At 57.7% G+C, this 21206-nt stretch carries 41 protein-coding genes and 2 pseudogenes; 29 read left to right on the forward strand and 14 right to left on the reverse strand.

The genetic code is table 11. The features are described 5' to 3' along the window. Positions 1–142: 142 nt before the first annotated feature. From J2Y63_RS12065 to J2Y63_RS12090, 6 genes are read right to left on the reverse strand one after another with little or no spacing between them, the layout of a single operon-like run. Complete coding sequence (locus J2Y63_RS12065; protein ID WP_435266256.1) at positions 143–673, reverse strand: helix-turn-helix domain-containing protein; 531 nt, start codon at positions 671–673, stop codon at positions 143–145. Beyond that, on the reverse strand, positions 670–846 hold the full coding sequence (locus J2Y63_RS12070; protein ID WP_435266257.1) for a hypothetical protein: 177 nt from the start codon (positions 844–846) through the stop codon (positions 670–672). Before J2Y63_RS12070 ends, J2Y63_RS12065 begins: the two co-directional genes overlap by 4 nt. Further along, the gene (locus J2Y63_RS12075) at positions 843–1202 is read right to left on the reverse strand and encodes a hypothetical protein (protein ID WP_435266258.1); all 360 of its coding nucleotides are present in this window, start codon (positions 1200–1202) and stop codon (positions 843–845) included. The genes J2Y63_RS12070 and J2Y63_RS12075 overlap by 4 nt, the downstream gene beginning before the upstream one ends. Before the next feature lie 33 nt (positions 1203–1235). After that, entirely contained in the window at positions 1236–1622 is a 387-nt protein-coding gene (locus J2Y63_RS12080; protein WP_435266259.1) for a hypothetical protein, read from the reverse strand. Beyond that, complete coding sequence (locus J2Y63_RS12085) at positions 1619–1930, reverse strand: VRR-NUC domain-containing protein (protein ID WP_435266260.1); 312 nt, start codon at positions 1928–1930, stop codon at positions 1619–1621. Before J2Y63_RS12085 ends, J2Y63_RS12080 begins: the two co-directional genes overlap by 4 nt. Positions 1931–1948: 18 nt before the next feature. Beyond that, positions 1949–2296: a hypothetical protein gene (locus tag J2Y63_RS12090; protein ID WP_435266261.1), complete on the reverse strand. Its 348-nt coding sequence runs from the start codon at positions 2294–2296 to the stop codon at positions 1949–1951. 71 nt (positions 2297–2367) lie between these two features. On the opposite strand from J2Y63_RS12090, the gene J2Y63_RS12095 reads away from it, so the two are divergent. Further along, positions 2368–2598, forward strand: a complete 231-nt coding sequence (locus tag J2Y63_RS12095) for a hypothetical protein (RefSeq protein WP_435266262.1) — start codon at positions 2368–2370, stop codon at positions 2596–2598. Between the two features lies 1 nt (position 2599). Here J2Y63_RS12095 and J2Y63_RS12100 read toward each other — a convergent pair whose 3' ends face one another. The 4 genes from J2Y63_RS12100 to J2Y63_RS12115 form a co-directional block, all read right to left on the reverse strand. After that, complete coding sequence (locus J2Y63_RS12100; RefSeq protein ID WP_435266263.1) at positions 2600–2797, reverse strand: hypothetical protein; 198 nt, start codon at positions 2795–2797, stop codon at positions 2600–2602. Further along, positions 2794–3117, reverse strand: coding sequence for a hypothetical protein (locus tag J2Y63_RS12105; protein ID WP_435266264.1), 324 nt, complete (start codon positions 3115–3117; stop codon positions 2794–2796). The genes J2Y63_RS12100 and J2Y63_RS12105 overlap by 4 nt, the downstream gene beginning before the upstream one ends. A 143-nt stretch (positions 3118–3260) precedes the next feature. Further along, on the reverse strand, positions 3261–3587 hold the full coding sequence (locus J2Y63_RS12110) for a hypothetical protein (RefSeq protein WP_435266265.1): 327 nt from the start codon (positions 3585–3587) through the stop codon (positions 3261–3263). After that, positions 3584–3841 carry a carph-isopro domain-containing protein gene (locus tag J2Y63_RS12115; protein WP_435266266.1) on the reverse strand — a complete coding sequence of 86 codons (258 nt, stop codon included), beginning with the start codon at positions 3839–3841 and terminating at the stop codon, positions 3584–3586. The genes J2Y63_RS12110 and J2Y63_RS12115 overlap by 4 nt, the downstream gene beginning before the upstream one ends. Positions 3842–3933: 92 nt before the next feature. Between J2Y63_RS12115 and J2Y63_RS12120 the strand changes: the two are divergent. From J2Y63_RS12120 to J2Y63_RS12195, 16 genes and pseudogenes are all read left to right on the forward strand, one after another. Then, a pseudogene (locus J2Y63_RS12120) lies at positions 3934–4002 on the forward strand (hypothetical protein); the annotation flags it as partial. A gap of 144 nt (positions 4003–4146) precedes the next feature. After that, positions 4147–4611 (forward strand): S24 family peptidase, encoded by a 465-nt coding sequence (locus tag J2Y63_RS12125; protein WP_435266562.1) that lies wholly within the window; start codon positions 4147–4149, stop codon positions 4609–4611. Positions 4612–5223: 612 nt separating this feature from the next. Beyond that, a complete protein-coding gene (locus J2Y63_RS12130) occupies positions 5224–5400 on the forward strand; it encodes a hypothetical protein (protein WP_435266267.1) in 177 nt (58 codons plus the stop codon). Positions 5401–5454: 54 nt separating this feature from the next. After that, complete coding sequence (locus tag J2Y63_RS12135; protein WP_435266268.1) at positions 5455–5655, forward strand: hypothetical protein; 201 nt, start codon at positions 5455–5457, stop codon at positions 5653–5655. A 55-nt stretch (positions 5656–5710) separates the two neighbouring features. Continuing rightward, positions 5711–6250, forward strand: a complete 540-nt coding sequence (locus J2Y63_RS12140) for a hypothetical protein (RefSeq protein ID WP_435266269.1) — start codon at positions 5711–5713, stop codon at positions 6248–6250. Positions 6251–6289: 39 nt separating this feature from the next. Then, positions 6290–6691 (forward strand): hypothetical protein, encoded by a 402-nt coding sequence (locus J2Y63_RS12145; protein WP_435266270.1) that lies wholly within the window; start codon positions 6290–6292, stop codon positions 6689–6691. A 174-nt stretch (positions 6692–6865) separates the two neighbouring features. Beyond that, a complete protein-coding gene (locus tag J2Y63_RS12150) occupies positions 6866–7021 on the forward strand; it encodes a hypothetical protein (protein ID WP_435266271.1) in 156 nt (51 codons plus the stop codon). Then, positions 7021–7272 carry a hypothetical protein gene (locus tag J2Y63_RS12155; protein ID WP_435266272.1) on the forward strand — a complete coding sequence of 84 codons (252 nt, stop codon included), beginning with the start codon at positions 7021–7023 and terminating at the stop codon, positions 7270–7272. The genes J2Y63_RS12150 and J2Y63_RS12155 overlap by 1 nt, the downstream gene beginning before the upstream one ends. Positions 7273–7274: 2 nt before the next feature. After that, entirely contained in the window at positions 7275–7796 is a 522-nt protein-coding gene (locus tag J2Y63_RS12160) for a siphovirus Gp157 family protein (protein WP_435266273.1), read from the forward strand. Beyond that, positions 7796–8713, forward strand: a complete 918-nt coding sequence (bet, locus tag J2Y63_RS12165) for a phage recombination protein Bet (protein ID WP_435266274.1) — start codon at positions 7796–7798, stop codon at positions 8711–8713. Before J2Y63_RS12160 ends, bet begins: the two co-directional genes overlap by 1 nt. After that, positions 8713–9216 carry an HNH endonuclease signature motif containing protein gene (locus J2Y63_RS12170; protein WP_435266563.1) on the forward strand — a complete coding sequence of 168 codons (504 nt, stop codon included), beginning with the start codon at positions 8713–8715 and terminating at the stop codon, positions 9214–9216. Before bet ends, J2Y63_RS12170 begins: the two co-directional genes overlap by 1 nt. Then, the gene (ssb, locus tag J2Y63_RS12175; protein ID WP_435266275.1) at positions 9206–9667 is read left to right on the forward strand and encodes a single-stranded DNA-binding protein; all 462 of its coding nucleotides are present in this window, start codon (positions 9206–9208) and stop codon (positions 9665–9667) included. Before J2Y63_RS12170 ends, ssb begins: the two co-directional genes overlap by 11 nt. A gap of 11 nt (positions 9668–9678) precedes the next feature. Then, positions 9679–10233 carry an HNH endonuclease signature motif containing protein gene (locus J2Y63_RS12180; protein ID WP_435266276.1) on the forward strand — a complete coding sequence of 185 codons (555 nt, stop codon included), beginning with the start codon at positions 9679–9681 and terminating at the stop codon, positions 10231–10233. Further along, entirely contained in the window at positions 10226–10645 is a 420-nt protein-coding gene (locus J2Y63_RS12185) for a hypothetical protein (RefSeq protein WP_435266277.1), read from the forward strand. Before J2Y63_RS12180 ends, J2Y63_RS12185 begins: the two co-directional genes overlap by 8 nt. Then, on the forward strand, positions 10642–10836 hold the full coding sequence (locus J2Y63_RS12190; RefSeq protein WP_435266278.1) for a hypothetical protein: 195 nt from the start codon (positions 10642–10644) through the stop codon (positions 10834–10836). The genes J2Y63_RS12185 and J2Y63_RS12190 overlap by 4 nt, the downstream gene beginning before the upstream one ends. A gap of 223 nt (positions 10837–11059) precedes the next feature. After that, complete coding sequence (locus J2Y63_RS12195) at positions 11060–11476, forward strand: HNH endonuclease (RefSeq protein WP_435266279.1); 417 nt, start codon at positions 11060–11062, stop codon at positions 11474–11476. A gap of 198 nt (positions 11477–11674) precedes the next feature. Here the strand turns inward: J2Y63_RS12195 and J2Y63_RS12200 are convergent, their stop codons facing one another. Next, complete coding sequence (locus J2Y63_RS12200) at positions 11675–13000, reverse strand: ISL3 family transposase (protein ID WP_435266280.1); 1326 nt, start codon at positions 12998–13000, stop codon at positions 11675–11677. Between the two features lie 72 nt (positions 13001–13072). Continuing rightward, entirely contained in the window at positions 13073–13336 is a 264-nt protein-coding gene (locus J2Y63_RS12205; protein ID WP_435266281.1) for a hypothetical protein, read from the reverse strand. An 85-nt stretch (positions 13337–13421) separates the two neighbouring features. Between J2Y63_RS12205 and J2Y63_RS12210 the strand changes: the two genes are divergently transcribed. From J2Y63_RS12210 to J2Y63_RS12220, 3 genes are read left to right on the forward strand one after another with little or no spacing between them, the layout of a single operon-like run. Beyond that, positions 13422–13838 (forward strand): hypothetical protein, encoded by a 417-nt coding sequence (locus J2Y63_RS12210; RefSeq protein ID WP_435266282.1) that lies wholly within the window; start codon positions 13422–13424, stop codon positions 13836–13838. Continuing rightward, positions 13825–14214: a hypothetical protein gene (locus tag J2Y63_RS12215; protein WP_435266283.1), complete on the forward strand. Its 390-nt coding sequence runs from the start codon at positions 13825–13827 to the stop codon at positions 14212–14214. Before J2Y63_RS12210 ends, J2Y63_RS12215 begins: the two co-directional genes overlap by 14 nt. Next, positions 14201–14887, forward strand: a complete 687-nt coding sequence (locus J2Y63_RS12220; RefSeq protein WP_435266284.1) for a hypothetical protein — start codon at positions 14201–14203, stop codon at positions 14885–14887. Before J2Y63_RS12215 ends, J2Y63_RS12220 begins: the two co-directional genes overlap by 14 nt. A gap of 1 nt (position 14888) precedes the next feature. Here J2Y63_RS12220 and J2Y63_RS12225 read toward each other — a convergent pair whose 3' ends face one another. Continuing rightward, positions 14889–15038 (reverse strand): hypothetical protein, encoded by a 150-nt coding sequence (locus J2Y63_RS12225; RefSeq protein ID WP_435266285.1) that lies wholly within the window; start codon positions 15036–15038, stop codon positions 14889–14891. Between the two features lie 13 nt (positions 15039–15051). Here J2Y63_RS12225 and J2Y63_RS12230 point away from each other — a divergent pair, with 13 nt between their 5' ends. The 9 genes and pseudogenes from J2Y63_RS12230 to J2Y63_RS12270 all read left to right on the forward strand — a co-directional run bounded on the left by J2Y63_RS12230 (position 15052) and on the right by J2Y63_RS12270 (position 19554). Further along, the gene (locus J2Y63_RS12230) at positions 15052–15474 is read left to right on the forward strand and encodes a hypothetical protein (RefSeq protein WP_435266286.1); all 423 of its coding nucleotides are present in this window, start codon (positions 15052–15054) and stop codon (positions 15472–15474) included. Next, positions 15471–15680, forward strand: coding sequence for a hypothetical protein (locus J2Y63_RS12235; RefSeq protein WP_435266287.1), 210 nt, complete (start codon positions 15471–15473; stop codon positions 15678–15680). Before J2Y63_RS12230 ends, J2Y63_RS12235 begins: the two co-directional genes overlap by 4 nt. Next, entirely contained in the window at positions 15677–16015 is a 339-nt protein-coding gene (locus J2Y63_RS12240; protein ID WP_435266288.1) for a hypothetical protein, read from the forward strand. Before J2Y63_RS12235 ends, J2Y63_RS12240 begins: the two co-directional genes overlap by 4 nt. Then, positions 16008–16451 carry a hypothetical protein gene (locus tag J2Y63_RS12245; RefSeq protein ID WP_435266289.1) on the forward strand — a complete coding sequence of 148 codons (444 nt, stop codon included), beginning with the start codon at positions 16008–16010 and terminating at the stop codon, positions 16449–16451. Before J2Y63_RS12240 ends, J2Y63_RS12245 begins: the two co-directional genes overlap by 8 nt. Next, positions 16441–16839 carry an HD domain-containing protein gene (locus J2Y63_RS12250; protein ID WP_435266290.1) on the forward strand — a complete coding sequence of 133 codons (399 nt, stop codon included), beginning with the start codon at positions 16441–16443 and terminating at the stop codon, positions 16837–16839. Before J2Y63_RS12245 ends, J2Y63_RS12250 begins: the two co-directional genes overlap by 11 nt. A 189-nt stretch (positions 16840–17028) precedes the next feature. Beyond that, positions 17029–17226 carry a hypothetical protein gene (locus tag J2Y63_RS12255; protein ID WP_435266291.1) on the forward strand — a complete coding sequence of 66 codons (198 nt, stop codon included), beginning with the start codon at positions 17029–17031 and terminating at the stop codon, positions 17224–17226. Continuing rightward, a pseudogene (locus J2Y63_RS12260) lies at positions 17223–17369 on the forward strand (helix-turn-helix domain-containing protein); the annotation flags it as partial. The gene J2Y63_RS12255 and the pseudogene J2Y63_RS12260, both read left to right, overlap by 4 nt. A gap of 14 nt (positions 17370–17383) precedes the next feature. Then, positions 17384–18385, forward strand: coding sequence for a tyrosine-type recombinase/integrase (locus J2Y63_RS12265; RefSeq protein WP_435266292.1), 1002 nt, complete (start codon positions 17384–17386; stop codon positions 18383–18385). A 554-nt stretch (positions 18386–18939) separates the two neighbouring features. Next, the gene (locus J2Y63_RS12270; RefSeq protein WP_256120923.1) at positions 18940–19554 is read left to right on the forward strand and encodes a hypothetical protein; all 615 of its coding nucleotides are present in this window, start codon (positions 18940–18942) and stop codon (positions 19552–19554) included. A 197-nt stretch (positions 19555–19751) separates the two neighbouring features. Here J2Y63_RS12270 and J2Y63_RS12275 read toward each other — a convergent pair whose 3' ends face one another. Beyond that, positions 19752–20654: a M10 family metallopeptidase C-terminal domain-containing protein gene (locus J2Y63_RS12275; protein ID WP_435266293.1), complete on the reverse strand. Its 903-nt coding sequence runs from the start codon at positions 20652–20654 to the stop codon at positions 19752–19754. Positions 20655–21206: the final 552 nt, after the last annotated feature.

Here is a 21206-nt window from a genome sequence, read left to right on the forward strand (position 1 = left end):
TTTCACCGCGCGCTTCATCAATTGGCAAATCTTCCTCATGCAGTGCTCATCGTTCGAGCCTGCACGGTAGTCGTCGATAATCCGGTGGATTGCCGTCTCCCTGCGCTTTCGGTCTCCGTTGGCGCTCTTGATGGCCTGGAGGTCAGGCTTTGCATTCATGGAGCTTCTCCATCTTCCTGACGGCGTGAATGATCGATGTATGGTCGCGACCACCGAATATCCTGCCTATCTGAGGCAATGACAGGTCTGGACGAGCCATCTTGACCGCGTAGATGCAGGTATGCCGGGCCTCAACCACCGCGACCGATCTCGATACCCCCATAATCTCCGCATATGTGATGCGCGGGAAGTCTTCGAGCGCAGCCATGATGATCTCCACCGCCGGCCGACGCTCCACGGTTCCGTCGCTGGTGTCCGTCAGACTCCGAATGGTCTTTTCGTGAGCCCTGATGATGAGATCTTTCTCGTTTACCGCGTGCAACAGGTTGCGATTGTCCACCCGCATCTCCAGAACCTTTTGCGAGAGCCGGGCTATCTCATCATGGAGCTGCTTGCGCTCGACGATGTTGATGCCCGCTATCTTCCCGCCCATCAGCCGCTTGTGGATCTCGTTCGCGCTGGCCTTCTGAGCGGCCTCGCTGACAAACGCCTTTGCCGATACCTGGATGTTCACGCCGCCTTCTCCTTCTTCTTCACCGGTCCCCAGACCTCCTCCGTGCTCCATAGGTGTGTAGAGCCTACAGGCCACTTTCCTGCTCGGAACTTCTCCCACGTCACGTCTGTCGCTATAAGCTCTCTGCCGTCTTGCTTGGCTTTGGAACGCTGGAGGATGCGGTGGTCTGTCATTCTTCCACGGCTCCCCTTGTGTTTATGGGGGATGGCTCCTCACAATCGCGGCAAAGCTGGTGCCGAGCCTCTTTGCCCGACCCATTGCAGGTCTGGCATTCGGCATTGCCCCATCGTGGATCGAGCGGGTGCGGCATGAATTCGACGGGGTCGACCGGGCTTTCTCCATCCCAGTCCCACCAGTAGTTTCGCTCTCCCTCGGTCCACGACGCCTCATAGAGGCGGCCGTCCTCATCGCGTACCCAATAGCGATCGGAGTAGCGCAGGGTGATGCCGACCTCGGCAAAGTCCTGCACGTGCGTAAAGGTCTTGTCGGCCTGCACGATCGGCAACCAGCGCGCGATAGCGTCACTCATTGGCCTGACCTTTCGTATCTGTGGCGGAACCGCTCATGCCCCTACCCCCACCTTCAGCAGCACCCGAGCCCGCTCCGCCATCTCTGCCCGCTTGGCGGGGTCGATCTGCACGACGTTCGTTTCTTGCTGGCGGCGAGCCATAGCTTCGGAAACGCGCTGCTGATACTGGCGCTCCGATACGGCCAGATCCTCGTAGGCACCACGGTTGAGCCAGGTCGATGAAAGCGGCACGAATTCCCGATCTCGCTCCTTGATGGTGCGGAAGAAGTAGGTTGCGCCGTCTACGATGTCCTGCGGTTCAGCGCCGGCCTTGACGTGCTTGGCGAATGTCTCGCGTGCCAGTCCACGGCCGTCCGTATGGCGAGCGTGTTTTCGCCAAATCTCCCAGAATGCCGGGAAGCCTTCGGGTTCCTGTCTCATGCAACGATACCCCATTCCTTCAAAACAGTGATCGGCTCATCTCGGCCGTGGGTGACGGCGAAGCGAATGTCGTTCGCCTTGCAAAGAGCCTCGAACTCCCGCTGCGGCGCGGTGAGCTTCCCCACATCGGTCTTCAGTTCGATGTATCCGTGAACACCGGGCCCGATGACGATCAGATCCGGCAGGCCCTTCGTCAGCCCGTGTTGACCGAAGGCTCCCATGTTCGGGATCGTGGCGACAAGCGTGTTCGGCTTGCCGCATGATTTCCAGTGCGAGACGACGGCCTCGTGGATGTGGGACTCCTTCACCGCATCACCCCCTCGGCCCTATCCGCGAACTTCCGCGCCTTGGCTCTCCATCGACGAGCGAGCCGCAACCGTATCCGCAGCGGCAAGTATCTCGTCCAGCGTAGCCAGACGGGCACGTAGTTCGACCTGTTCACGTTTGTGCTCCTCGATCAGCGCCGCTCTCAGCGCGTCCAGTTCTTCTCCATCCACCCGACGAGCTGCGCCCTCCTTGAGGGACCGGGCCCGCCGATAGGTGAATTCCTTTACGACCCGCTTTTTGCAGAACGCATAGGCTTCCCTGATCGCGGCCTTGGCGGAGCCGTACCGCCAAAGCGGAAAGGCCTCCTCGAATAGCTTCTGTGCCTTTGCCGTGTCCGTGATCGACATAACCTTGTCCTGCTGTGACAACACCTTGTCCGTTCCCTTCGCTAAGTTGCTCGGACCAACAGGAGCAACACATGACCAAGGGAGAAATCATTCCATTCCAGAGTGGGGACGAGACGGGCCGCTTCCGTGTTACGAACGGCGAGTTACCCGTCTCGTGCCCGGCCGCCGCATCTTCTGGCGGGTTCGAGAACTTTGACCACCTCGGCGAAGCCATCATGCCGGTCATCTTGCGCCTGCAAGGACGGCTTCCGAGGGTAAGAGTGAGGGCGACGGAAAAGGGAGTGAAACCGCCGCCCTCGTGACCTAAGCTGCGTGGGAGGAGGTGCGCGCTCTGGCCAACTGGATTACGTTGCTCTCGCCGTTCAGCTCTCTATCCAGGCTATCGACGAGGAAGCTGGTGAGGTCACCTTCCGGCGCTCCTGCCCTATCGTCGTCGTCATCGTTGAGGAACTTGCTTATGAGGGTGTGGAGGTAGGTGGAGATGCGGGTGAGGATGGTCATGCCGGGATAGCCTCCGCCGGTATACCGAGACGGTCTGCGACGATCGGGTGATGTTCCCGAAGCCATGGACCGAGATCATGTTCGGTCTCATCCATGTGCTGGAACCACGGGTATTCCTCGCCGTAAAGACCGTTCAAGTCGGCATAGGCGTTAGCGGCGGCGTAGCATTCCGGGTGTGTGTAGGTGCCGAAAACGTCACCCTCGTATTTTCCGAACGTGTACTCGGCCCGGCTCCCGGCTTCGACGCGCTTACCACACTGCTCGCAGCAATGATGCTTGCTAACAGCCTTGATTGATTTCGAACTCCAGAAGTCGGTCATCTCACACCTCGGAAGGAAATTCATGAACGTGTTTGGTGACATGGCCGGGAGTACGACGTGACTGCCGCCGCACGTCCGTCCGTTTCCACATGTCAGCTCCCTGCGTGGCCTCGATTGCATCTTGTGCGTCGAGGTCACGCGGGTCATTCGGAGACCTTCGGCGGTGCAGGGAGCGGCAGCCAGTGGGTCCAAGGAATAACCAGATGCGTCATGAACACCATCAGCGCATCATCGAACCCGATCTTGACGGAGAATTTGTCTCCATCCCACTCCCCGACCATAGTGGCACCTCCACCATGCCATTCCTCGTCGCTAAATCGAGCAAGGACAATATTCGAACCATCTCTCGGAGCCGTCTCGATCGGCTGCCACTGATCTCTCGGCGCGGGGGCCATGGCCCGGTTCATCTCGGGATGATTGGCGTATGGCCTGAGAACGGCGCCCATCTGCTGCTCGGCAAAGTTCTTCATTGCGTCGTCTCCCGTTGTTCTGTGCGCTTGGACGACCGCTTCCGCTTCTTAGCCGCCTTGGTGATCGAGACCATCCGCTCCAGGGTGAGATCCTTCCCTGCGGACTGCGCTGCCTTGATGAAGGCGGGCCAGTGCTCAACCGGGATACTGTCGCGCCGCTTCATTTCGGAGATCGTCGAAGGGCCGACGCCGAGGATACGAGCAACCGCTGTGTTGCCGCCGAGTTTGGATATGATGTCGTCTACCGTTTTCATGACACCATATATGTCATGAAAAACACGGCCATGTCAACATGATTTATGTTGCGAGGGAATGTATGTTGAGACCCATGGCTGAGTTTAAAGAAATGGGTGATCGCCTCCGGCAGGCGCGTGTTGCTGCTGGGTTCCGTAGCGCCGGAGACGCGGCCGACGCTTTGGGGTTGTCGGCGTCTACCTATCGAGCCCATGAGAATGGACAAAACAGGTTCGATCTGGATCAGGCCAAAGTCTATGCTAAACGATTTAGCTGTGACGCCATCTGGCTTTTGTCAGGTGTAGATGCTGGAGTCAGCATACCAGTGACGGATTCCGTCGTTCATTACCTTCCCAACGCTAAGATTAGGGATAGACTACCCTCGGTAGATGGGCCGAAGATACCTGTTTACGGCCAAGCAGTGGGTGGAGTGAACGGGGAGTTCATAATGAACGGGTCTGTGTTGTTCGAGATAATGGCTCCGCCATCGGTCTCGGGCGTCAAGGGTGCGTACGCTGTGCAAATTACTGGTGACAGCATGTCGCCGCGGTATGAGGATGGGGAAATCGCGATCGTGGACCCTACGCGCCGAGTGAAGCGCGGGGATTATGTGATCGTCCAGGTCCAAATGGAGGAGGAAGGCCCACTTCTTGGGTTTGTGAAGAAGTTCATAAGCCACAACGCGGAAAAGCTGACTCTTGAACAGTTCAATCCTGCCCAGCAGCTCACTTTCCCCCACCAGGCAGTGGTTTCCGTGCACTACATCGGTCTCGCCGGCCCCGATTTCTGATTTCTTCGCGGATTATACAAGCTCTAAGTAGCTGTTATTATATCCCCTGTCCTTGAGTTCAGCCCGGTTCGAAGACACAGAAAGCCCTACGCACCGATAACGATGCGCGGCTCTCTGTGCCTGTCCTTTGAGACGAACCTCGGACATACGACACATCCCCGCTACACCATATGACGGTGCATAGCCTTCGCGGTTCATGGCACGTTTCTTTTGGCTAAGGAGCCTCATGCGCTGGGATCGTGCTCCCTTTGTGCTTGCGCAGCCCTCTGGTTGTTAACGCTGACCAGCCAGCATGACACACCGCCTCGCACTCTCGACGATAGAAGGGCCCAACAGTGCCACCGGCTTCTATCATCAAAGGCTTGGCAACGAGCTGACGTAATGGTATAACGTCGCTACTGGTTTCGGTCGCCAAACCATTCTCACCAGTCACCGCCCCGAGGTCTTTCCCGACCTGCGGGGCTTTCTCTTTTATGCTCCTTGATTCGTCGGCAGTCAACATGCTCGATGTTATTTCACATCAGGCAACATATTTCGTGTTGACATGGAAAATGTTATGTGCGAGTAATTGGTCATCGAAAGACGAACACCAGCACGAAGCAGGAGACGAAAATGGAAAAGGCAATCTTCAAGAACCGCGAAGCCGCCGCCGCTCTGATGGCGAAGACCGGCAAGACCTGGACCACCGTTTCGACGAAGGGCGGCGTATTCGTCCGCGCTCTGATGCCTTGGGGCTGGTCGTTCATCACGACCGTCAACGTCGCTCACCTCGAAGCAGGTGCTTACTGACCAATCCCGGCCGATCTGCTGGATCGAAAGACGGAACGAACCCCGGAGACGAAGATGACCAACGCAAAGACGATCGAGATGGCCCGCAAGATGCTCAGCGCAGGAAATGGCGCCGCCTATGCCCGCCTGATCTCCGGAGCGATCCGATCCGCAATGAGCGACAGGGCTGCAAATGCTTTCCGCAAAGCGGTCTCCGAAGATGGTGCTGAACGTTTCTTCGACAAGCTCGACACCTCCTGCCCGACAGCGGCCTAACGCATTTTTACGAACCCCGGAGACGGGACGGCGAACACAGAGGGAAGACAAGACGATGCAACTGACCACCGCAGCACAGGAATTGCATCAGCTCCGTAAGGAGCTTGAGCAGCACGTCGCATTGTCCAAGAAGCGCGAAGACGAATTGCGCGGGCAGATCAAGCTGCACGCCAACGTTCTTTCATCCGCCGAGCAAGGCTTGGATATCGAAAAAGTTGGCCTCGCGAAGACGGTAATCTACGTCAACGGCAGCTATGATCGCGCTGGCCAGGATCGTGCGTCTGTCATTCAGGATGCCGTCAAGCAGTTGGCGACCGGTGATCCAGTCCGTCAGTTCTACGGCGATCTGTGGTCGCACTACTTCGGAACGAAGAACTATGACCGGTGGAGCGGGCAGCGATCCGATCACCAGTACGGTTACGGCCCAGGTCACGGAAGCATCGTGTTCCGCGTCGGCATCGTCGAGGACGTTCGCAAAAACCGCTCACAGGCGGATCTGACGGCCGAAGAGATCGAAGCCGCGATCTACTACCTCACAAACATCAAACGCGTCCAGGACGCCGAGGCCGACGCCGCCAAACAGGCCGCCGCCTAGCAATTCACATCCGCCCATGCGGCGCCAGAGGACAAGACGATGGCAAAGGAAATGCACCGCTCCCAGTTCTGCAATGCCCGCGAGACGATCCTCGTCAAGCTCGGGTGGGCTGATGGCTTCACCTTCGACGAGACCGACAACCACGGCAAGGTGTTCGAGACCGTCTCGGACGCTGTCACCTACCTCACCATGGATCATGCCGTCGAATACCTGCGCTTCGATCTCGATACCCTAACGGCCGAGAATGTCACCGAGGAGTTCGCCACGGAATGGCTGCGGAAGTTCGAGGGATCGCCAGAGGACGAGGATTTGCTCCCGACCTACGTCCGCACCTCGGAAGCCTGGGATGCGTTCTGCGAGGACTACACCATCCGCAATGGGATGGCCTTCACGCAGCGGAGTCACGGAACCCACCGCGTTTCCGGCGGGAGGGTGGCATGAATAGCGTGTATCTAGTTGTTCGCCTAAACGAAGATGACAGCATAGCGCAAATACTATCCGCTCATCCGAACAATCAGACGGCTGTGAGCGCCGAACGATTCTACAGATCCTACGAAGGAAAGAAGATCGATAGACTTCGCACCGACATCATACAAGTAGATTTTGAGGTTTGATGTGGACACCTTCACCATCCTCAAGAGCCAATCCGCCTACACCGGCAAGATGGCGACAGTCTTTGCGGTTGTCGCCGGGGTGATCCTCTTCTCGTTCTGCGCTTACGTCGGTGGATCTCGACAGGCTGCGGCATACGAACTGGCAGGGAGGGTTTGATGAGCAAGAAGTCCCATAAGTCGGCCCCGTTCATGTGCGGGCAGTGCAAGCACGGCTTCAATTCGGAACGGGCCGTAAAGGATCACATAAACGGCTCTCACCCAACCGTAAGAGGCGTCGGGATTTTCAGGTGCATCTCCAAGGTTGACGGGCCTGACTATGAAGAGTCGTACGCCGATAGGGCAATCGCCGCATCCCTAGCGATGGCAATGGGCGATCATACCGACGACGCTTGGCTGTTGGGAGAGTAATCATGGCGAACACAGCGTATTCCATCGCCCGCAATACCGAGGCAGCCAAGAAACTCCTGTTGAACATTCGCGCCGGCGGCGACGGCGACGACGCGGAGCTGATCGCGGACGCCATCGAAGGCGAAACCGGCCTCCTTGAAGCAATTGGCGAGGCGCTGGACACCATCGATGAAGAGGAAGTGATCCAGGTCGGCCTCAAGGCCAAGGAAGGCGAATTCGCCGCCCGCCGGCTTTCTTCCGAGAAACGCGTCGAGCGGATCCGGGCATCGATCGAGCAAGCCATGCTGGCGACGGAACAGACATCGTTCCGCCTGACAACCGGGACAGTTACGCTGTCGAAGCGTGCCCCGGGCCTCATCATCAGCAATGAGCCAGACATTCCGGCTGAGTTTTGGATCGAGCAAGAACGCCCCGCTCCCAAACTCGACAAGAAAGCCGTTCTGCGCGCGCTCAACGACAAGAAGGCTGTCCCGGGCGCTGGTCTCGACAACGGTTCCTACACCCTGTCAGTTAGGAGGAAATGATGAACGAGATTACTAAGTTCGATCTTACCGCCCGTCAGTTGTCTCTCGTAAAGGACACGGTTGCGAAGGACTGTAACGCCGACGAATTCAACCTCTTTATGGAAGTTGCGCGCGCCAAGGGGCTTGACCCTTTCCTCGGGCAGATCATCCCTATGGTCTTCTCCAAGGATAAGGCCGACAAGCGCAAACTCACGATCATCATAAGCCGTGACGGCCAGCGCGTCATTGCGCAGCGCTGCGGTGACTACCGTCCTGCCAGCAAGCCGCCGGAGTACGAGCGCGACAAGGATCTGATTTCAGCGCTCAACCCGCAGGGTATCGTTTCTGCGACGGTCTATCTCTGGAAGCAAGACCAGAAGTCCGGCGACTGGTACGAGGTTGCCGGCCAGGCATTCTGGGAAGAGTTCGCGCCCGTCTCTGACGAATGGGTCTACGACGAAAATGCGGGAAAGAGGAAGCCTACCGGCAAAAAGGTGCTCGACGGTTCCGGCAACTGGTGCCGCATGCCTCGCCTTATGGTCGCCAAATGCGCCGAGATGCAGGCCCTGCGTGCTGGGTGGCCCGAGCAGTTCACCGGTCTCTATGACGAGGCCGAAATGGATCGCGCCAAGGTTCTCGATCTATCCGCGACCGAGATCGTTGAGCACGAACGTGAAGAACATCGCCTGAAGGCAGTAGGAGCAAAGGACGCAATCACCGTCACCTGGGGCGACAACTGGACGTTGGAAAACGTCCCCGTTGGTCAGTTGGCCGATCGAGCGATCGAATTCATCAAGGCCGAGCCAGCCGACAAGGTTGCCAAGTGGCGCGATGCCAACCGCGAACCATTGCGCGAGTTTTGGGCTCGCAACTCCGGCGACGCGCTGGAGGTGAAAAAAGCCATCGAGGCTAAACTCAAGAAGCAGGAGGCCGCGTGATGCCCGCTCCCTGCCCTCCCTTCAAGAGACTGCTCAGCGGATATACCGAGAACGATAAAACTGGATGCTGGGAGTGGACCGGGCATAAATATCGTAACGGATATGGCGTGCTGAAAGTATTCGGCCGTGACGTATCAGCTCATAGGTATTCTTACGAGCTTCATAACGGGCCGATAAAGGCCGGGTTCTCGATCCTGCACTCCTGCGACAATAAGAGCTGCATTAACCCTGAGCATCTTCGCCAAGGAACTCATGCCGAGAATATGGCGGAGGCGAAGGAGCGCGGCCTGATGAAGTCAAAACAGAAAGGGCGCCCTAGCCCTGCCAAAGGTATTCGGAACGTGAGCGCAAAGCCAGTTTACGTTTTGGGCCGCGTCTATGGAAGTATGAATGAAGCAGAACGAGAACTGTGCTTGGGAAGCGGAACTGTTCGCTTCTGGACGCTAAACAACCCCCAAAAAGCTAAGTTGATCAGCCGGGAGGAATACCAGAATGCTCAATAAATGCCTATTCATCGGCCACGTCGGCGCCGATCCCGAAATTAGATCAACGCAGAACGGCAAACGCATTGCGAATATGCGTCTTGCCGTTACCGAAAAGTGGCGCGACGGCGACGGGAACCGGAAAGAAAAGACTGAATGGGTTTCGGTCGTGATCTTCTCCGAAGGCCTGTGCAAGATCGTCGAGGCCTACGTAAAGAAGGGCTCCAAGATCTATATCGAGGGCGCTCTCCAGACCAGAAAGTGGCAGGACCAGGCCGGCAACGACCGGTATTCCACTGAGGTTGTCCTTCAAGGCTTCAACTGCGCTCTGACGCTGCTCGATAGCCCAAGGGGTGAGGACAAGTCGAGCGGGGACTACGGGAAGGCCAGCGGGCGCGAGCAGGCGAAGAAACCTGAGCGGGACAGCTACGGCAACGACCCTGATCCTTTCGACGACACAATACCGTTTTAGGGGGTGCTCAAATGGCCAAGACCGAACAGCTGCCAAGCTTGCAAGATGTGTTGAAACGCCTGTCTTACGACAGCAGCACTGGATTGTTCATATGGAAAGAGCGCCCGAGATCGGACTTCGGATCCGATAGAGCATGGAATGTGTTCAACGCTTCGTGGAAAGGCAAAATCGCCGGGCACACCAGCACAGACGGATACACGCGTATCGAAGTAGACGGGCGAAACATACGGGCTCATCGCCTAGCTTGGTTTGTCGCCACGGGCGAGTGGCCCAGGGAAATCGACCACATCAATGGTGATCGCAAGGATAACAGAATTGCCAACCTTCGAAATGTTAACAGGCGAGAGAACAGCCGGAATAGATGTATTAGGAGTGATAATACCACAGGGGCCACTGGTATTTTTTGGTCAGAGAAAACCAACCGGTGGATTGCAAAAATCTCATCTGATCAGGGAGCGTTCTTTATAGGAGCTTACCCGGAATACGGCGATGCAGTATTTGCAAGGAAAGTTGCCGAAAAATGCTTCGGGTACCACCAAAATCACGGGAGGAAAGCCAATGGCTAAGTCAGAATTTGCTCCCGTCTACTGCCTACGCCGCGGCGACACCCTCATAGGGGAAATGGAAGCCGACCGGGAATGGATACGCCAGCAGCCGCACGATCAGCGCATCAAGGTTGCGCTCTCCACCGGCCGCTCTCCGTCGAAGCTCCGTTTCTACTGGTCGTTCCTCGGCAAGGTCGTCAAGGCAACGCACTGCGCCCCGTCCACGGAGACCCTGCACGACGTTGTGAAGCTGCATACCGGCTTTGTCACGCCGGTCATGGTTAAGGGCTTCACCGTCGCCGTCCCGAAATCGATCAGCTTCGCCAGCATGACGGAAAGCGAATTCAACACGTTCCTGGAGACGGCAATCGAGTGGATTGCCCAGACCTACGGTATTACGCCGGAGATGGCTTTTGCGGAGGAAGCGGCATGAACACGATCATCCGTCGCGTCGTGAACGCCTGGATCCTCTGGCGCATCGACCGCCGCCTCTACCGGGCAAACCCAAAACTCCGTACGCGCCGCGCCGAAATCAAGGCCGCCCGCAAGTCCCACAAGAGCACAAAGCCCCTGCTTGATGAGCAGCAGCGGGAAATGCTGCGCATGCTGAGGAGTGGCCTCTGATGGGCAGATACATCAACCTCAAGCACGAGTGCGACTATTGCGGCGAGCTAGCGCGTCGGGAGCGCCACCCCGATGTACCGGCAACCTGGCACGACGGCCAGCCCATCAAGCCTATCCGTAACAAGACGCTCGGCATCAAGTGCGCCGATTGCCAGTGGGCGAGCTTTGATGACTTTTGCCAGTCGCAGGGATGCAGTGCGTCAAATCCTGTGAGGTACTACCCATGAGCCGCGCTATCCCCGAATGGACTGGCAAGCACGACGATGCCGCTATCCCCGGTGACGTAAAGCTCCGTATCTGGAACCGCGCCAAGGGCTTTTGCGAGATTTGCACCCGCAAGATCCTGGCCGGCGAGCCGAAGCACTTCGACCACATCAAGCCGCTGGCTGATGGCGGGCGCCACGCTGAAAAGAACCTGCAAATCGCCTGTGTCGCGTGCCACGCCGATAAGACGGCAGCCGAGGCGACGGAGCGGGCGAAGGTCAAGGCGGTGGCGAAATCCGTGCTTGGTCTCAAGGCCAGTCCGGCAAAACCTCTGCGCGGCGCGGCATTCCCGAAATCATCGAAGCCCGAGCGCCGCGACCCCAACAAAGGTCTGCCGGAATTGCCGCGCCGCAAGCTATACGAGGAGCGAGCATGAGGAAAACCCGGAAATTCTCAGGCCCTGCCACCGGGTGGGGACCGGAAACCGCCCGCCGCAAAATTTGCACACACCTCACGACGGAACTTCTCCAGCGGGTCAGTGACGAAGCTGAGCGCCGTGGGCAGTCCATTTCGGCCACTATTGCTGCTTTGGTGCAGTCCGGCCTTTCCCAATCCAAAGGACCGGAAGCATGGGCTATCCGGATTTAGGTGTGGAAAAGCCCCAATGATCCATCATCCTCACATTGTGGACATCAATGGTGCAAGGGCGGCACAAGAGCCGCATCTTGCCCGGATGGTTCGGGTCCTCTTGGATCGACGAGTGGCTCATGTCGTTCTCAAATCGTCGAAGGCACAACTCGCAGACAACCAAGGGCTGGCTTGTGAGTGGCTGGGCCAGCACCGCCTTCGCTCTGATCTTCGGAAAGCGGTACCCTCGACCAGCCCGCGCAAAGTCTTTCACAAGCCTGTTCCGAGCTTCGGTGTAGGCGTTGGTGAAGGGGCGCTTGAAGTAGTTGAATATCTCGACATGCCAGTCACGCACCGTCTTGGCGAGGTCCTTGAACTCCGGGACGGTGTCCGGAATGGATTTCTCCCACGCCACAAATCGCCGCTCGGCCTCGGCCCGATCATTCGTTTCCCAGATCGCGTAGAACCCCTCCTTGGCGTTCCAGGCATCGTTCAGGAGCGGGTTGTTGAGCAACACGCCGTCCAACAGGAAACGTCGCTGGACGGTGAGGTTCTTCCCATGCGCGTGGAGCAAACGGCGTCCACGATGCGGGTTCCGGCGGTCCCGCTTGTTCGTGGCCGTGCGACGAAAGCGGTTGCGGACGGCGTCGAGCTTGCCGTTCGCTTTGCTGACGATGTGCCACTTGTCGACGACGCAGATTGCCCACGGCATGACCTCTGCGACGACGTTTCGGTACGCGCCCCACATATCCATTGTCACCACCTGGACACGTTCCTTGTTCGGGAGGTTGTTCATCCAGCGAACGACAGCCTGTTTGTCCATCGAGTCGATAATGTCGAGCAGCTTTTTGTCAACGATATCAACGAAGATGGACCGCTTCTTGCCGAGGATCGTAAGTTCATCAACGCCGAGGACGAGCGGGGCTTCGACGACATGAGCCTTCATGGCTCGAATGAGATACGCATCTCCGATCTCGCGGATCGTCTTCTCGTCAACGCCGAGGATGCGTTCCAGGCTGGCTGCCGTCTGGTAGATCGATTGCTCCTCGATGTACCGGATCAACCGTTCTGTCATCGACCTTCTGCTGTCGATCCCCGGGAGCGGCTGCATCATAGTCTTTCCGCAATCGCGACAACGATAGCGTTGGACAACGGCCTTGATGACAACACGGTGACCGAACGCGGGCGCGTCCTTGTACTCGACCGTCAAGGGGCCGTGCTTGTAAAGCCGTCCGATAACGCCGCAGTGTTTGCACGCTTCAGGCGCTTCCGAGCATTCGGCGGTGAAGACCTTCGGCTCGTCGAAGGTCCCGGGCTCCGTTTCGTCCAGCACGTTCCAGTTCCTAAGCCAAAGTCCGTTTGCCATGCTCGCCCCTCGTTTGAGGGAACACATATCTCAACCGGATTACGCTGTGGAGTCTCTGAGGCTAAGCTGCCTACGCAGATCGTCGTCGCTCTCGCCACGATGAAGGTTCCAGAGCATCGCGATCCTCTCTGCGGCTTCCGTCAGCTCGGCATATCCGAGCTTGTAGGAATACGCCGTAGTCGCCAAGCCGATGTCTTCTTCAGCCAGGCGTACGGATCGATGCCCATCCCAATATGCAAGCTGATCGGACAGCGGGTTGTTGTGCCCGAAACGGGGCATTGTTCTCTGATCGTCGTAAAGCACTGTAGCACCCTTTCCACACTGAAATCCGGAAGAAGGATAGCACATGTCAGGCCGAATTACACATCAAAATCCGGATACCCGAAGCATGACCACCTCCGACAACATAGCCGCTATCGAGCGGAAAGCACCTGGGCTGCACGTGACTGTAATCGCCCGCCTTGCCGGCTCGTTCGATGTCGGGCAGCATCCCGCGTGGGTTCGTGTCGAGCAGGATGGTAACGGCGTCAACGGCGGCTTCTATACCTGCGCAGCCGCCACAGAGACCAGCCCCGCTTACATTCGTGCGGACATTGCAGCCGATCTGGCCCGTAAGGCGGAGGCGATGGAGCGGGAGATTGCGGAGCTGCGGGACGTCATGCGTGGTTGCCACGCTGCTCTGAAAATGATGATCGATCCGGGCGATATTTCCGGGTCCACCGTCTCCACCGCATTCGCCGCCGCGACTTCCGCTGAATCCCGCGCCCGCACTCTCCTCAATGGAGGCTCCGATGCGGCACGATAACTACGCTGACATGAATTATCTGTCGGTAGCTGTTCTCAAGGTTCCGACTGATCAGACCGTGATGTTCGCGGCCAATGTCCTCGGGCACCGCCTCATGCTCGGCCCCTGGTGGCTTCGCGGCCTACATCGGGCCGTCACATGGGCGCGCGGCTGGCAGGACACTGTGACATGGTGGCTGCTCCTTGACCGATTGAATCGACGTGGCGTCAATCTTGTCGACGACGTCATTACCGGGTTTTCACACCATATCCGCCACGGCAAAGACCACTCAGACCCGCGTAGCGTCGGCGGCCTCAATCAAGAAGAGGTCGATTTGACCATGCTGCTTCTCGGATCGGTTTTCCCAACCAATGGAGGCTCCGATGCGCAGGGATGAGCGAGTAACCGACGAGATGGTTGAGGCTGCATGCAAGGCAGTCGTTCTTGGCGAAGATGAGCGGGGCAACCCGGTCCACCTCTCACCGCAGGAAGCACGGCTGGCCCTCTCCGCAGCCCTTTCGGATCAGGCGCTGCCGGTAAGGGTGAAGGGGCTGACGTGGGAGCCTGGTGTGGTTGATTATGCCAAACCGCTCCCCGGGATGAAATATGTCGCGTGTAGCACAACTCCACCGGGCGCATGGGCTTGGTGGCTGGACAGCGCGCCCGAGACGCGCGCCGTTCACCCTTCCGAGGAAGCCGCCAAAGCCTCCGCTCAGCAGGACTACGAGACCCGCATCCGCTCCGCTCTCGTCGATAACTCACATGCCAGTGAGGCGGTGGTGGAGACATGGCAGCCGATCGAAACGGCGCCGAAGGATGGGACCCCAATCGATTTGTGGGGTGTAAACCACCTCCACCCAGCCAAAACCGGACGACGAGCGACAAACGTAACGTGGGGCCGCATCCGCGATTGGATGGGTAACGAGCGCGACGACTGGCAACACGGCCAAACCGAAGATTTCGAGCCCACCCACTGGATGCGTTTCCCCGCTCCTCCCGCCCTCTCCTCCCTCCGCCCTGCCGAGGTGGGCTCCGCCACAGATACGACTGGCACCGGGGGTGGCGAATGAATCAGTCTTCGCCTTTTTCCGCTTCACGCCGAGCAAGCACCTCTTCGACCGCCTCTCGGATGAATTGCGCGCGCCGGTTCTTGCCGACAAGCGCGTCAATGCGGTCCGGCACGTCATCCGGAAGCCGCACAAGAATTGGTGTCACGTTCATCGGAGGCCTGCCCATGCGTCGTGGGCTATCCGATATCGGTAAACGAGTCAAAGGCCGTCTCCTCAAAATAAAAGCGATATCGCTTATTGACCTTATAACCGATATCGCTTATACCTTCAATCACAAACTGATTGGAGCGAAAGACATGGCCAAATTCAAATATTTTGCAGGCGAAAAAGAACTCTCCGGCGTCTACCAGGAAGGCCGCAACTCCTTCTTCGGCTACATCTCGAAGGAAGATTTGGTGTTCGTTCCCGGAAAGGGCTGGACTGGCTACGTCAAGGCCGACCGTGTGATCGAATACAAGTCCAACCCGTCGCGCCATGAATGTGACGCCCGCTGCATGAACGCCACGGGCCGCGTCATGAAGTGCGAATGCTCCTGCGGCGGCAAGAACCACGGCCGCGGTTCCTCGATCATCTGCGAGGCAGCATGAGCTACAATCTGAAACCCATCAAAGACGAATATCTCCAGGCGGACCAGCGGCTCCGCCCCGGAGATCGATTGCACCGTCTCGTTTGCCGTCTTGCTGACACCTATTACGACGACCTCGACGACCAGCGTATCGAAGAGCTTGAGCGCAAAGTCGACGAGTGGCGGTGGATGCACGCCGACGGCTCACGGTTTGAGGGGCAGCGATGAAGCCCGGCGCTCGCAAATCTCTCGGCGAATACAAACCGCTGATCATCCACCCGAATGGCCGGACGGAAGTCCTCGGACAGGCTGGCCACCTCCAGCGCATTCAGGCGCAGACGAAGTTCTACGGCGGTCCGGACCAGATATGGCACGGCGAGCGCGGCAAGACTTTTCCCACCCGTGGAGAGGCCGTCGCCTATGCCGAGAAGCAAATCGCCGCCCGTGCCGCCCGTGACGCTGAAAGAGCTGCTGCTCATGCGGCGCGTCTGGAAAGCTATGCCCGGCAGCGCGCCTCCATAAACACGAGTGGAACCCCCAACGGAGAGCAGCAGCATGGATGATATCGTGGACGTTTTGCGGTCGAAGCAGCCGCTGCCCATCTGCCCGTTCGATCGCCGCTCTCCGGAATATTGGACGACGCCCAACGACAAGCCATGCAAGTTCTGCGGAAGTCTTCCTGAGGGGGAGGACAAATGCACCGGCGCCGACACCCGCATTATGGGGCTAGCCGCCGATCTCATCGAAGCCCTCCGCTCCGACATATCCCGCCTGACCAAGGCGCTGGACGAGGCGCGGAAGGCGCTGGAGCCGTTTGCTGAATGTGCGCCGGAATGGGACGGAGAGCCGGATTCGCTTCACGTGTTCCTTGAGTGGAACGACGAGAACCAGCCTGTTCCCAGCATCCCAGTCGCGGACTTCCGCCGCGCCGCCGCCATCCGCCATAACGCAACCGCCACGACCGACGATCTGCCGGAAGGAGGAAATGATGCTGAGTAGAGCAATAGCGCTGGCCGCCAAGGCCCACGACGGCCAGACCGACAAGAACGGCGCACCCTATATTTTCCACCCGGTCCGGGTAGCTTCAACGTTCTCCGACGAGACGTTGCAGACCATCGCTGTTCTGCACGACGTGGTGGAGGATACGGCGATCACCTTGAGCGATCTGGATGCGCATTTCCCGCAGGGCGTCGTGAACGCCGTTGACGCCCTCACCCGCCGTCCTGGCGAGACCTACGAGGACTTCATTCTTCGCGTCAGCCGCAACCCCGATGCCCGGAAGGTCAAAATCGCCGACCTCCGCGACAACCTCCGGCCCGGAGCGGAGCATCTGCGCCCGCGGTACGAGGCGGCTCTGAAGGTTCTGGAAGGAGGGAGCGAGACATGACGCTGGACGGATTGCTTGACGAATGGGGGAAGTTGGAGGCGAGCATCCAAAGGGTACTTGTGTCCCAGCCGTCAACCATGACCGCGAACTCTGAGCGAATGGATGAAGCGCGCCTAGCCTTCGGTAAGGCGCTTCGCGATTACTCTCGAAACCCTGCTGGCCTCTCCGCTCTGTCGAAGGAGCCGGGAGATGGCTGAAGCTGCCCTGCCCTACATCTACCGATGGAACCGCCAGGGCCGCAAAGGCCAGCCCTGCGAGGTAACGGCGCGCGGCACCATGAATTCGTGCGCCGTCCGGTTCCCCGATGGGTACACCATGGTCACGAGCCGCAACGCCTTGATGAAGAACAAGGCCGCGACCGTTCCACTACAGGAGCAGACAAAATGAACCAGGAGCCTGAAATATTCACTCCGACGACGCTGGCCGAACGCTGGCAATGTTCGGAACAGCACATCAGAAACATGATCGAAAAAGGGCACTTGCCCTATTTCAAGATCGGAGAAAAACTGCTCCGTATTCGTCGAGAGCACGTGGAGGAGCTTGAATGCCCGACTGGAGAATTACCAAGCTCCGAGGCGAATTCTGCATTGCCTGGGATGATGAGCGAGGCGTCAGGAGACGTTATCGACTTGGAACAGCGGACGCAAAAGAGGCGGCCCGCCTCGCCCCGGCTCGATACTCGGAACTCTCGCGCCCGGCCGGTTCGACAGTAAGGGAGCTTTGGAAAGCCTACACGATAGATCTAGACGGTCGCGCGGTTATAAAAACGATGACGCACACGTGGAAGGCCATTGAGCCCCGCTTCGGGGACATGGAGGCGGCCGGTATAACTATAGCCGACTGCCGGGCGCATATTGCTGAACGTCGCGTCAAGACCGATCGTTTTCCAAACGGGATCAGTGACGGCACCATCCACACGGAGCTTGGTCACCTAAGGATGGTCTTGCTGTGGGCCAAGAAGCACCGCCTCATCGACAATGTGCCCGCTATAGAGAGGCCGACGAAGCCGGAGGCTAAGGATGCATTCCTGACGCGCGCGGAGATCAGGCGCCTGATGGATGCAGCGAAGGCGCCGCACATAGACCTTGCCATCCGGCTCCTCATCGGCACTGGAGCGCGAATAGAGGCCGCGTTGCAGCTTACATGGGACCGGGTGGACTTTCCTCGCCGGATGATCCAGCTGCGAAACCCGTTCGACAAGGCGAAGCGGAAAGGGCGTGCAACCGTTCCGATGAACGAGGCGCTCCAGGAGGCCCTGACGAAGGCCAAGGGCGAGGCGATGACCCCGTTTGTCATTGAGTGGGCCGGCGAGCCCGTGAAATCCATAAAGAAGGGTCTGAAGACAGCGGGCAAGCAGATCGGTAGACCTGACGTGTCACCTCATATGCTACGACATAGCGCAGCTGTCTGGCTTGCAGAGGATGGGCATTCCATGTGGGAGATAAGTCAATTTCTAGGCCACAACGATATAAAGACGACGACCAGGATCTATGCTAAATTTTCGCCGACGCATTTGAGGAAGTTGGCGGACAGTTTATCGGTGTAGCGCACGTAGTTCCCTTTGGCACACTGAACCGCCAGACAATGTTCTCATCCGCACACGTTGGTGTATATTGGCGAAATAGAAATGGGCGAAGTTCTCCTTTACTGGGTTTTGGGGATGTTGTGCTATAGGAAATACGTTGACATCGTAGGGGTCACAGGTTCAATCCCTGTCACGCCCACCATTCGATCCCCTTCGGAAACATTTGCGTTTTCGCCGGGGACCTTCTTTCGAGATAATTGGCCGAGTTCTCTGCCGTTCCGAGCAGACGAAGAAATGGCTACTGTTCGAAAGCAAGGCGGCAAATGTCTGTTTCAGACCGGCCCCCAGCACTTCCCCAAAATCTGTCGTTTGCGGTGAAACGGCTCTCGTGTCGAAATTGCCGTTAAGGTCTGCCTCGATGCGCTGCACCCAGCACAAGATTGGGTCTTTAGAGTTGGGCAGTGTTTTTTTCACAGCACAGACTGATGAAACTGTTACGGTAATTCGTAACGGCGCAGCTGTTTTGGAGAACGGCGTCTACCGAGGCTGTCAATGGTTGTCGAAAAGGGTGCGGCATGCTGAACGCAGAATATACAAACGCTAGTTTCTACAGCCTGCCGAAAAGCCATCAGGCAGGTTTCGCTCCCGGATCTTGGCGCGTGGTCACGGTCCCTGCCGGTACGAAGCTTTTTAAGCTCAGCCAATTCGATATTACAAGCAAATGGGGAACGACACCGTGGTGGAGCCCCGTCGACCCATTCCTAGACGATAAGTCGGGGGTACGCGGGACCTTCCAGAAAGCCATGTCTGATGGCCAAACGTTGGCACAAGTCATCCGACATCTTTCGTCCGTGTGTATTGATTGGAACGAACTCACGAAATTTCAGCAGATCAAACTTCGCGTCGACGCGAAAGCATTCTGGGGCACGTTTAATCCCATGCCGAAGTTCTCCAACGCTCCTTGGCTTGTCGGAAATGATAATCCGGATTCCACCGAGACGTTGAAAAAGGTCAAGAAGATGAACGAAATCGAGAAGAAGGATGGGCTCAGAAACAAGTCCGAAGTCAAAGGCGCGAAATCGTGGCAGCTCCACATCGCAAACATGAAGCCAGAGCACTTCGAAGTTCTGCCCGAAATTCCTAGCCATGAGACAGCGGCAATCGGGATCGCGTTAGGGTTCATCAAATAAGAATGTTTGCAGCAAGACCGACCGACCAATCGAGATTGCCGCACGCCATCGACGACATCCGCCTTGCGACACCGCTGGCAAAAATTGAAGCCACCGGCGATTGATCAAAGCTTTGGTGGTGGGCCACAGAAAGCGGCAACTGTCGGAGAAGACGTGCTCGTCGAGCGCTGGCATACGCACGCGGCGACGCTGTTGCCCTAAAGGATGAAGTCGCTGGCTTTCAGGTTTACGCTAGAATCCAACACAATCGAAAAATCGGCTTTCCCGTCGCCATTGACGTCAGTGAATACGAACGTATCACCTTGCTTCTTTTCGTAGCGCAATTCGCCGGCCTTCTTATGGAAGCCGTCGGTCCCGATAAATTTGAAAGCCTGATCGCCGCCCGACTTGGTGTTCGCGTCGATTTTCGTTAGATCGATTTTGTCCTTTTGCGTCTGCTTGAAATCGAAAATCGTATCTCGCCGTTTCGCGCTGGTCGTCGAATCCTTCGTGCTCTCGAACACAAACGAGTCCGCGCCGCTTCCTCCGTAGAGTTTGTCGGCGCCGCTCCCTCCTTCAAGCCTGTCATTTCCGGCACTGCCTTTCAGCACGTCATCGTCACTTCCGCCGATGAGGTAATCGTCGCCGGAGCCGCCTTCGACAGTATCCCTCCCGGTATAACCAATCAGAAAGTCGTCGCCGGAGCCGCCCAGGATTCGATCATGTCCCGCATTGCCATTGATGGTGTCGTCTCTCCACGTTCCGGTGATGACGTCATTTCCGCCTAGAACTATATCGCTGAATGGATTGTCGTTATCTTCCCAGTTCACGGCCTCCCAGAGAGGGTTAAAAGCAACATTCAACTCGTCAAACAAACCATAGAGCTGTCGCTCTGCCCCGAAGACGGTCAACGAATCGACCGTTCCAGAGTTCAGATTCCTCGAAAGGCCCTTTCCCGTAATGACGATAGTCGCTTCAGGGTTTTCGAGATCGGACTCGCTATAGAAATCGATGACGAGTTCCGTCGAGGATGCCTGCTTCACCTGCTTGGTCAGGCCACCCAAATAGGGGTAGGGGAACATCCGGCCATACAGCATGCTGGTCCAAAGAACGTTTGCCATCAAAACGGCTCCTTTACCGCAAGCTGACGTGTCATTGCCCGAGCGATATCACGTATATGGAGGGCGAGATAGGAAGCCAAATGCGGTCTTCGAGACGATCGTGAGAACGTGTCTTCGCTCGTGCGACAGATGGTCCTCGAGGCGGAAGGAGCCTGGCCTGGTCGGATCGTATGCTGGCGGTCTCGACAAGGATTCCAGAGCCGTTCGAAACGCGATCACCTCACGGTTATCGAATTGGCAGCTTGAGGGGCAGATCACACACCACAAGCTTTCCGGCGGTTTTGGCGTCGATACGTTCGTCCTCGGGAAAGCCGAAGGCGACGAGATCATCACGGCTTCGCTTTGCCCAGCCTCCAGGCACAGCAACATCTCTCGCATGACCTTCAGATCGGCTGCGTGGCAATACACATATGCCATAGAGGAAAGAGTTGACGGCGGGGGCTGTTTTGCTGTCAGATAATGGTCGTTCATCTGGTGCATTTCGCCACAAAACGGCGCCGAACGGGCGGGAATTCAGCCGCTTTGCCGATATACGGGCAGCACAGGACCGAA

Source organism: Shinella sp. BE166 (assembly GCF_051201095.1).
In the GTDB taxonomy this organism is placed as follows: domain Bacteria; phylum Pseudomonadota; class Alphaproteobacteria; order Rhizobiales; family Rhizobiaceae; genus Shinella; species Shinella lacus.

Bases quoted from the DNA above. Each gene is read 5' to 3' on its own strand.
- J2Y63_RS12070 (WP_435266257.1), bottom strand. From the start codon at position 846: ATGACAGACCACCGCATCCTCCAGCGTTCCAAAGCCAAGCAAGACGGC.
- J2Y63_RS12075 (WP_435266258.1), bottom strand. From the start codon at position 1,202: ATGAGTGACGCTATCGCGCGCTGGTTGCCGATCGTGCAGGCCGACAAG.
- J2Y63_RS12080 (WP_435266259.1), bottom strand. From the start codon at position 1,622: ATGAGACAGGAACCCGAAGGCTTCCCGGCATTCTGGGAGATTTGGCGA.
- J2Y63_RS12090 (WP_435266261.1), bottom strand. From the start codon at position 2,296: ATGTCGATCACGGACACGGCAAAGGCACAGAAGCTATTCGAGGAGGCC.
- J2Y63_RS12095 (WP_435266262.1), top strand. From the start codon at position 2,368: ATGACCAAGGGAGAAATCATTCCATTCCAGAGTGGGGACGAGACGGGC.
- J2Y63_RS12100 (WP_435266263.1), bottom strand. From the start codon at position 2,797: ATGACCATCCTCACCCGCATCTCCACCTACCTCCACACCCTCATAAGC.
- J2Y63_RS12105 (WP_435266264.1), bottom strand. From the start codon at position 3,117: ATGACCGACTTCTGGAGTTCGAAATCAATCAAGGCTGTTAGCAAGCAT.
- J2Y63_RS12110 (WP_435266265.1), bottom strand. From the start codon at position 3,587: ATGAAGAACTTTGCCGAGCAGCAGATGGGCGCCGTTCTCAGGCCATAC.
- J2Y63_RS12115 (WP_435266266.1), bottom strand. From the start codon at position 3,841: ATGAAAACGGTAGACGACATCATATCCAAACTCGGCGGCAACACAGCG.
- J2Y63_RS12130 (WP_435266267.1), top strand. From the start codon at position 5,224: ATGGAAAAGGCAATCTTCAAGAACCGCGAAGCCGCCGCCGCTCTGATG.
- J2Y63_RS12135 (WP_435266268.1), top strand. From the start codon at position 5,455: ATGACCAACGCAAAGACGATCGAGATGGCCCGCAAGATGCTCAGCGCA.
- J2Y63_RS12140 (WP_435266269.1), top strand. From the start codon at position 5,711: ATGCAACTGACCACCGCAGCACAGGAATTGCATCAGCTCCGTAAGGAG.
- J2Y63_RS12145 (WP_435266270.1), top strand. From the start codon at position 6,290: ATGGCAAAGGAAATGCACCGCTCCCAGTTCTGCAATGCCCGCGAGACG.
- J2Y63_RS12155 (WP_435266272.1), top strand. From the start codon at position 7,021: ATGAGCAAGAAGTCCCATAAGTCGGCCCCGTTCATGTGCGGGCAGTGC.
- J2Y63_RS12160 (WP_435266273.1), top strand. From the start codon at position 7,275: ATGGCGAACACAGCGTATTCCATCGCCCGCAATACCGAGGCAGCCAAG.
- bet (WP_435266274.1), top strand. From the start codon at position 7,796: ATGAACGAGATTACTAAGTTCGATCTTACCGCCCGTCAGTTGTCTCTC.
- J2Y63_RS12170 (WP_435266563.1), top strand. From the start codon at position 8,713: ATGCCCGCTCCCTGCCCTCCCTTCAAGAGACTGCTCAGCGGATATACC.
- ssb (WP_435266275.1), top strand. From the start codon at position 9,206: ATGCTCAATAAATGCCTATTCATCGGCCACGTCGGCGCCGATCCCGAA.
- J2Y63_RS12180 (WP_435266276.1), top strand. From the start codon at position 9,679: ATGGCCAAGACCGAACAGCTGCCAAGCTTGCAAGATGTGTTGAAACGC.
- J2Y63_RS12185 (WP_435266277.1), top strand. From the start codon at position 10,226: ATGGCTAAGTCAGAATTTGCTCCCGTCTACTGCCTACGCCGCGGCGAC.
- J2Y63_RS12190 (WP_435266278.1), top strand. From the start codon at position 10,642: ATGAACACGATCATCCGTCGCGTCGTGAACGCCTGGATCCTCTGGCGC.
- J2Y63_RS12195 (WP_435266279.1), top strand. From the start codon at position 11,060: ATGAGCCGCGCTATCCCCGAATGGACTGGCAAGCACGACGATGCCGCT.
- J2Y63_RS12210 (WP_435266282.1), top strand. From the start codon at position 13,422: ATGACCACCTCCGACAACATAGCCGCTATCGAGCGGAAAGCACCTGGG.
- J2Y63_RS12215 (WP_435266283.1), top strand. From the start codon at position 13,825: ATGCGGCACGATAACTACGCTGACATGAATTATCTGTCGGTAGCTGTT.
- J2Y63_RS12220 (WP_435266284.1), top strand. From the start codon at position 14,201: ATGCGCAGGGATGAGCGAGTAACCGACGAGATGGTTGAGGCTGCATGC.
- J2Y63_RS12225 (WP_435266285.1), bottom strand. From the start codon at position 15,038: ATGAACGTGACACCAATTCTTGTGCGGCTTCCGGATGACGTGCCGGAC.
- J2Y63_RS12230 (WP_435266286.1), top strand. From the start codon at position 15,052: ATGCGTCGTGGGCTATCCGATATCGGTAAACGAGTCAAAGGCCGTCTC.
- J2Y63_RS12235 (WP_435266287.1), top strand. From the start codon at position 15,471: ATGAGCTACAATCTGAAACCCATCAAAGACGAATATCTCCAGGCGGAC.
- J2Y63_RS12240 (WP_435266288.1), top strand. From the start codon at position 15,677: ATGAAGCCCGGCGCTCGCAAATCTCTCGGCGAATACAAACCGCTGATC.
- J2Y63_RS12245 (WP_435266289.1), top strand. From the start codon at position 16,008: ATGGATGATATCGTGGACGTTTTGCGGTCGAAGCAGCCGCTGCCCATC.
- J2Y63_RS12250 (WP_435266290.1), top strand. From the start codon at position 16,441: ATGCTGAGTAGAGCAATAGCGCTGGCCGCCAAGGCCCACGACGGCCAG.
- J2Y63_RS12255 (WP_435266291.1), top strand. From the start codon at position 17,029: ATGGCTGAAGCTGCCCTGCCCTACATCTACCGATGGAACCGCCAGGGC.
- J2Y63_RS12265 (WP_435266292.1), top strand. From the start codon at position 17,384: ATGCCCGACTGGAGAATTACCAAGCTCCGAGGCGAATTCTGCATTGCC.
- J2Y63_RS12270 (WP_256120923.1), top strand. From the start codon at position 18,940: ATGCTGAACGCAGAATATACAAACGCTAGTTTCTACAGCCTGCCGAAA.
- J2Y63_RS12275 (WP_435266293.1), bottom strand. From the start codon at position 20,654: ATGGCAAACGTTCTTTGGACCAGCATGCTGTATGGCCGGATGTTCCCC.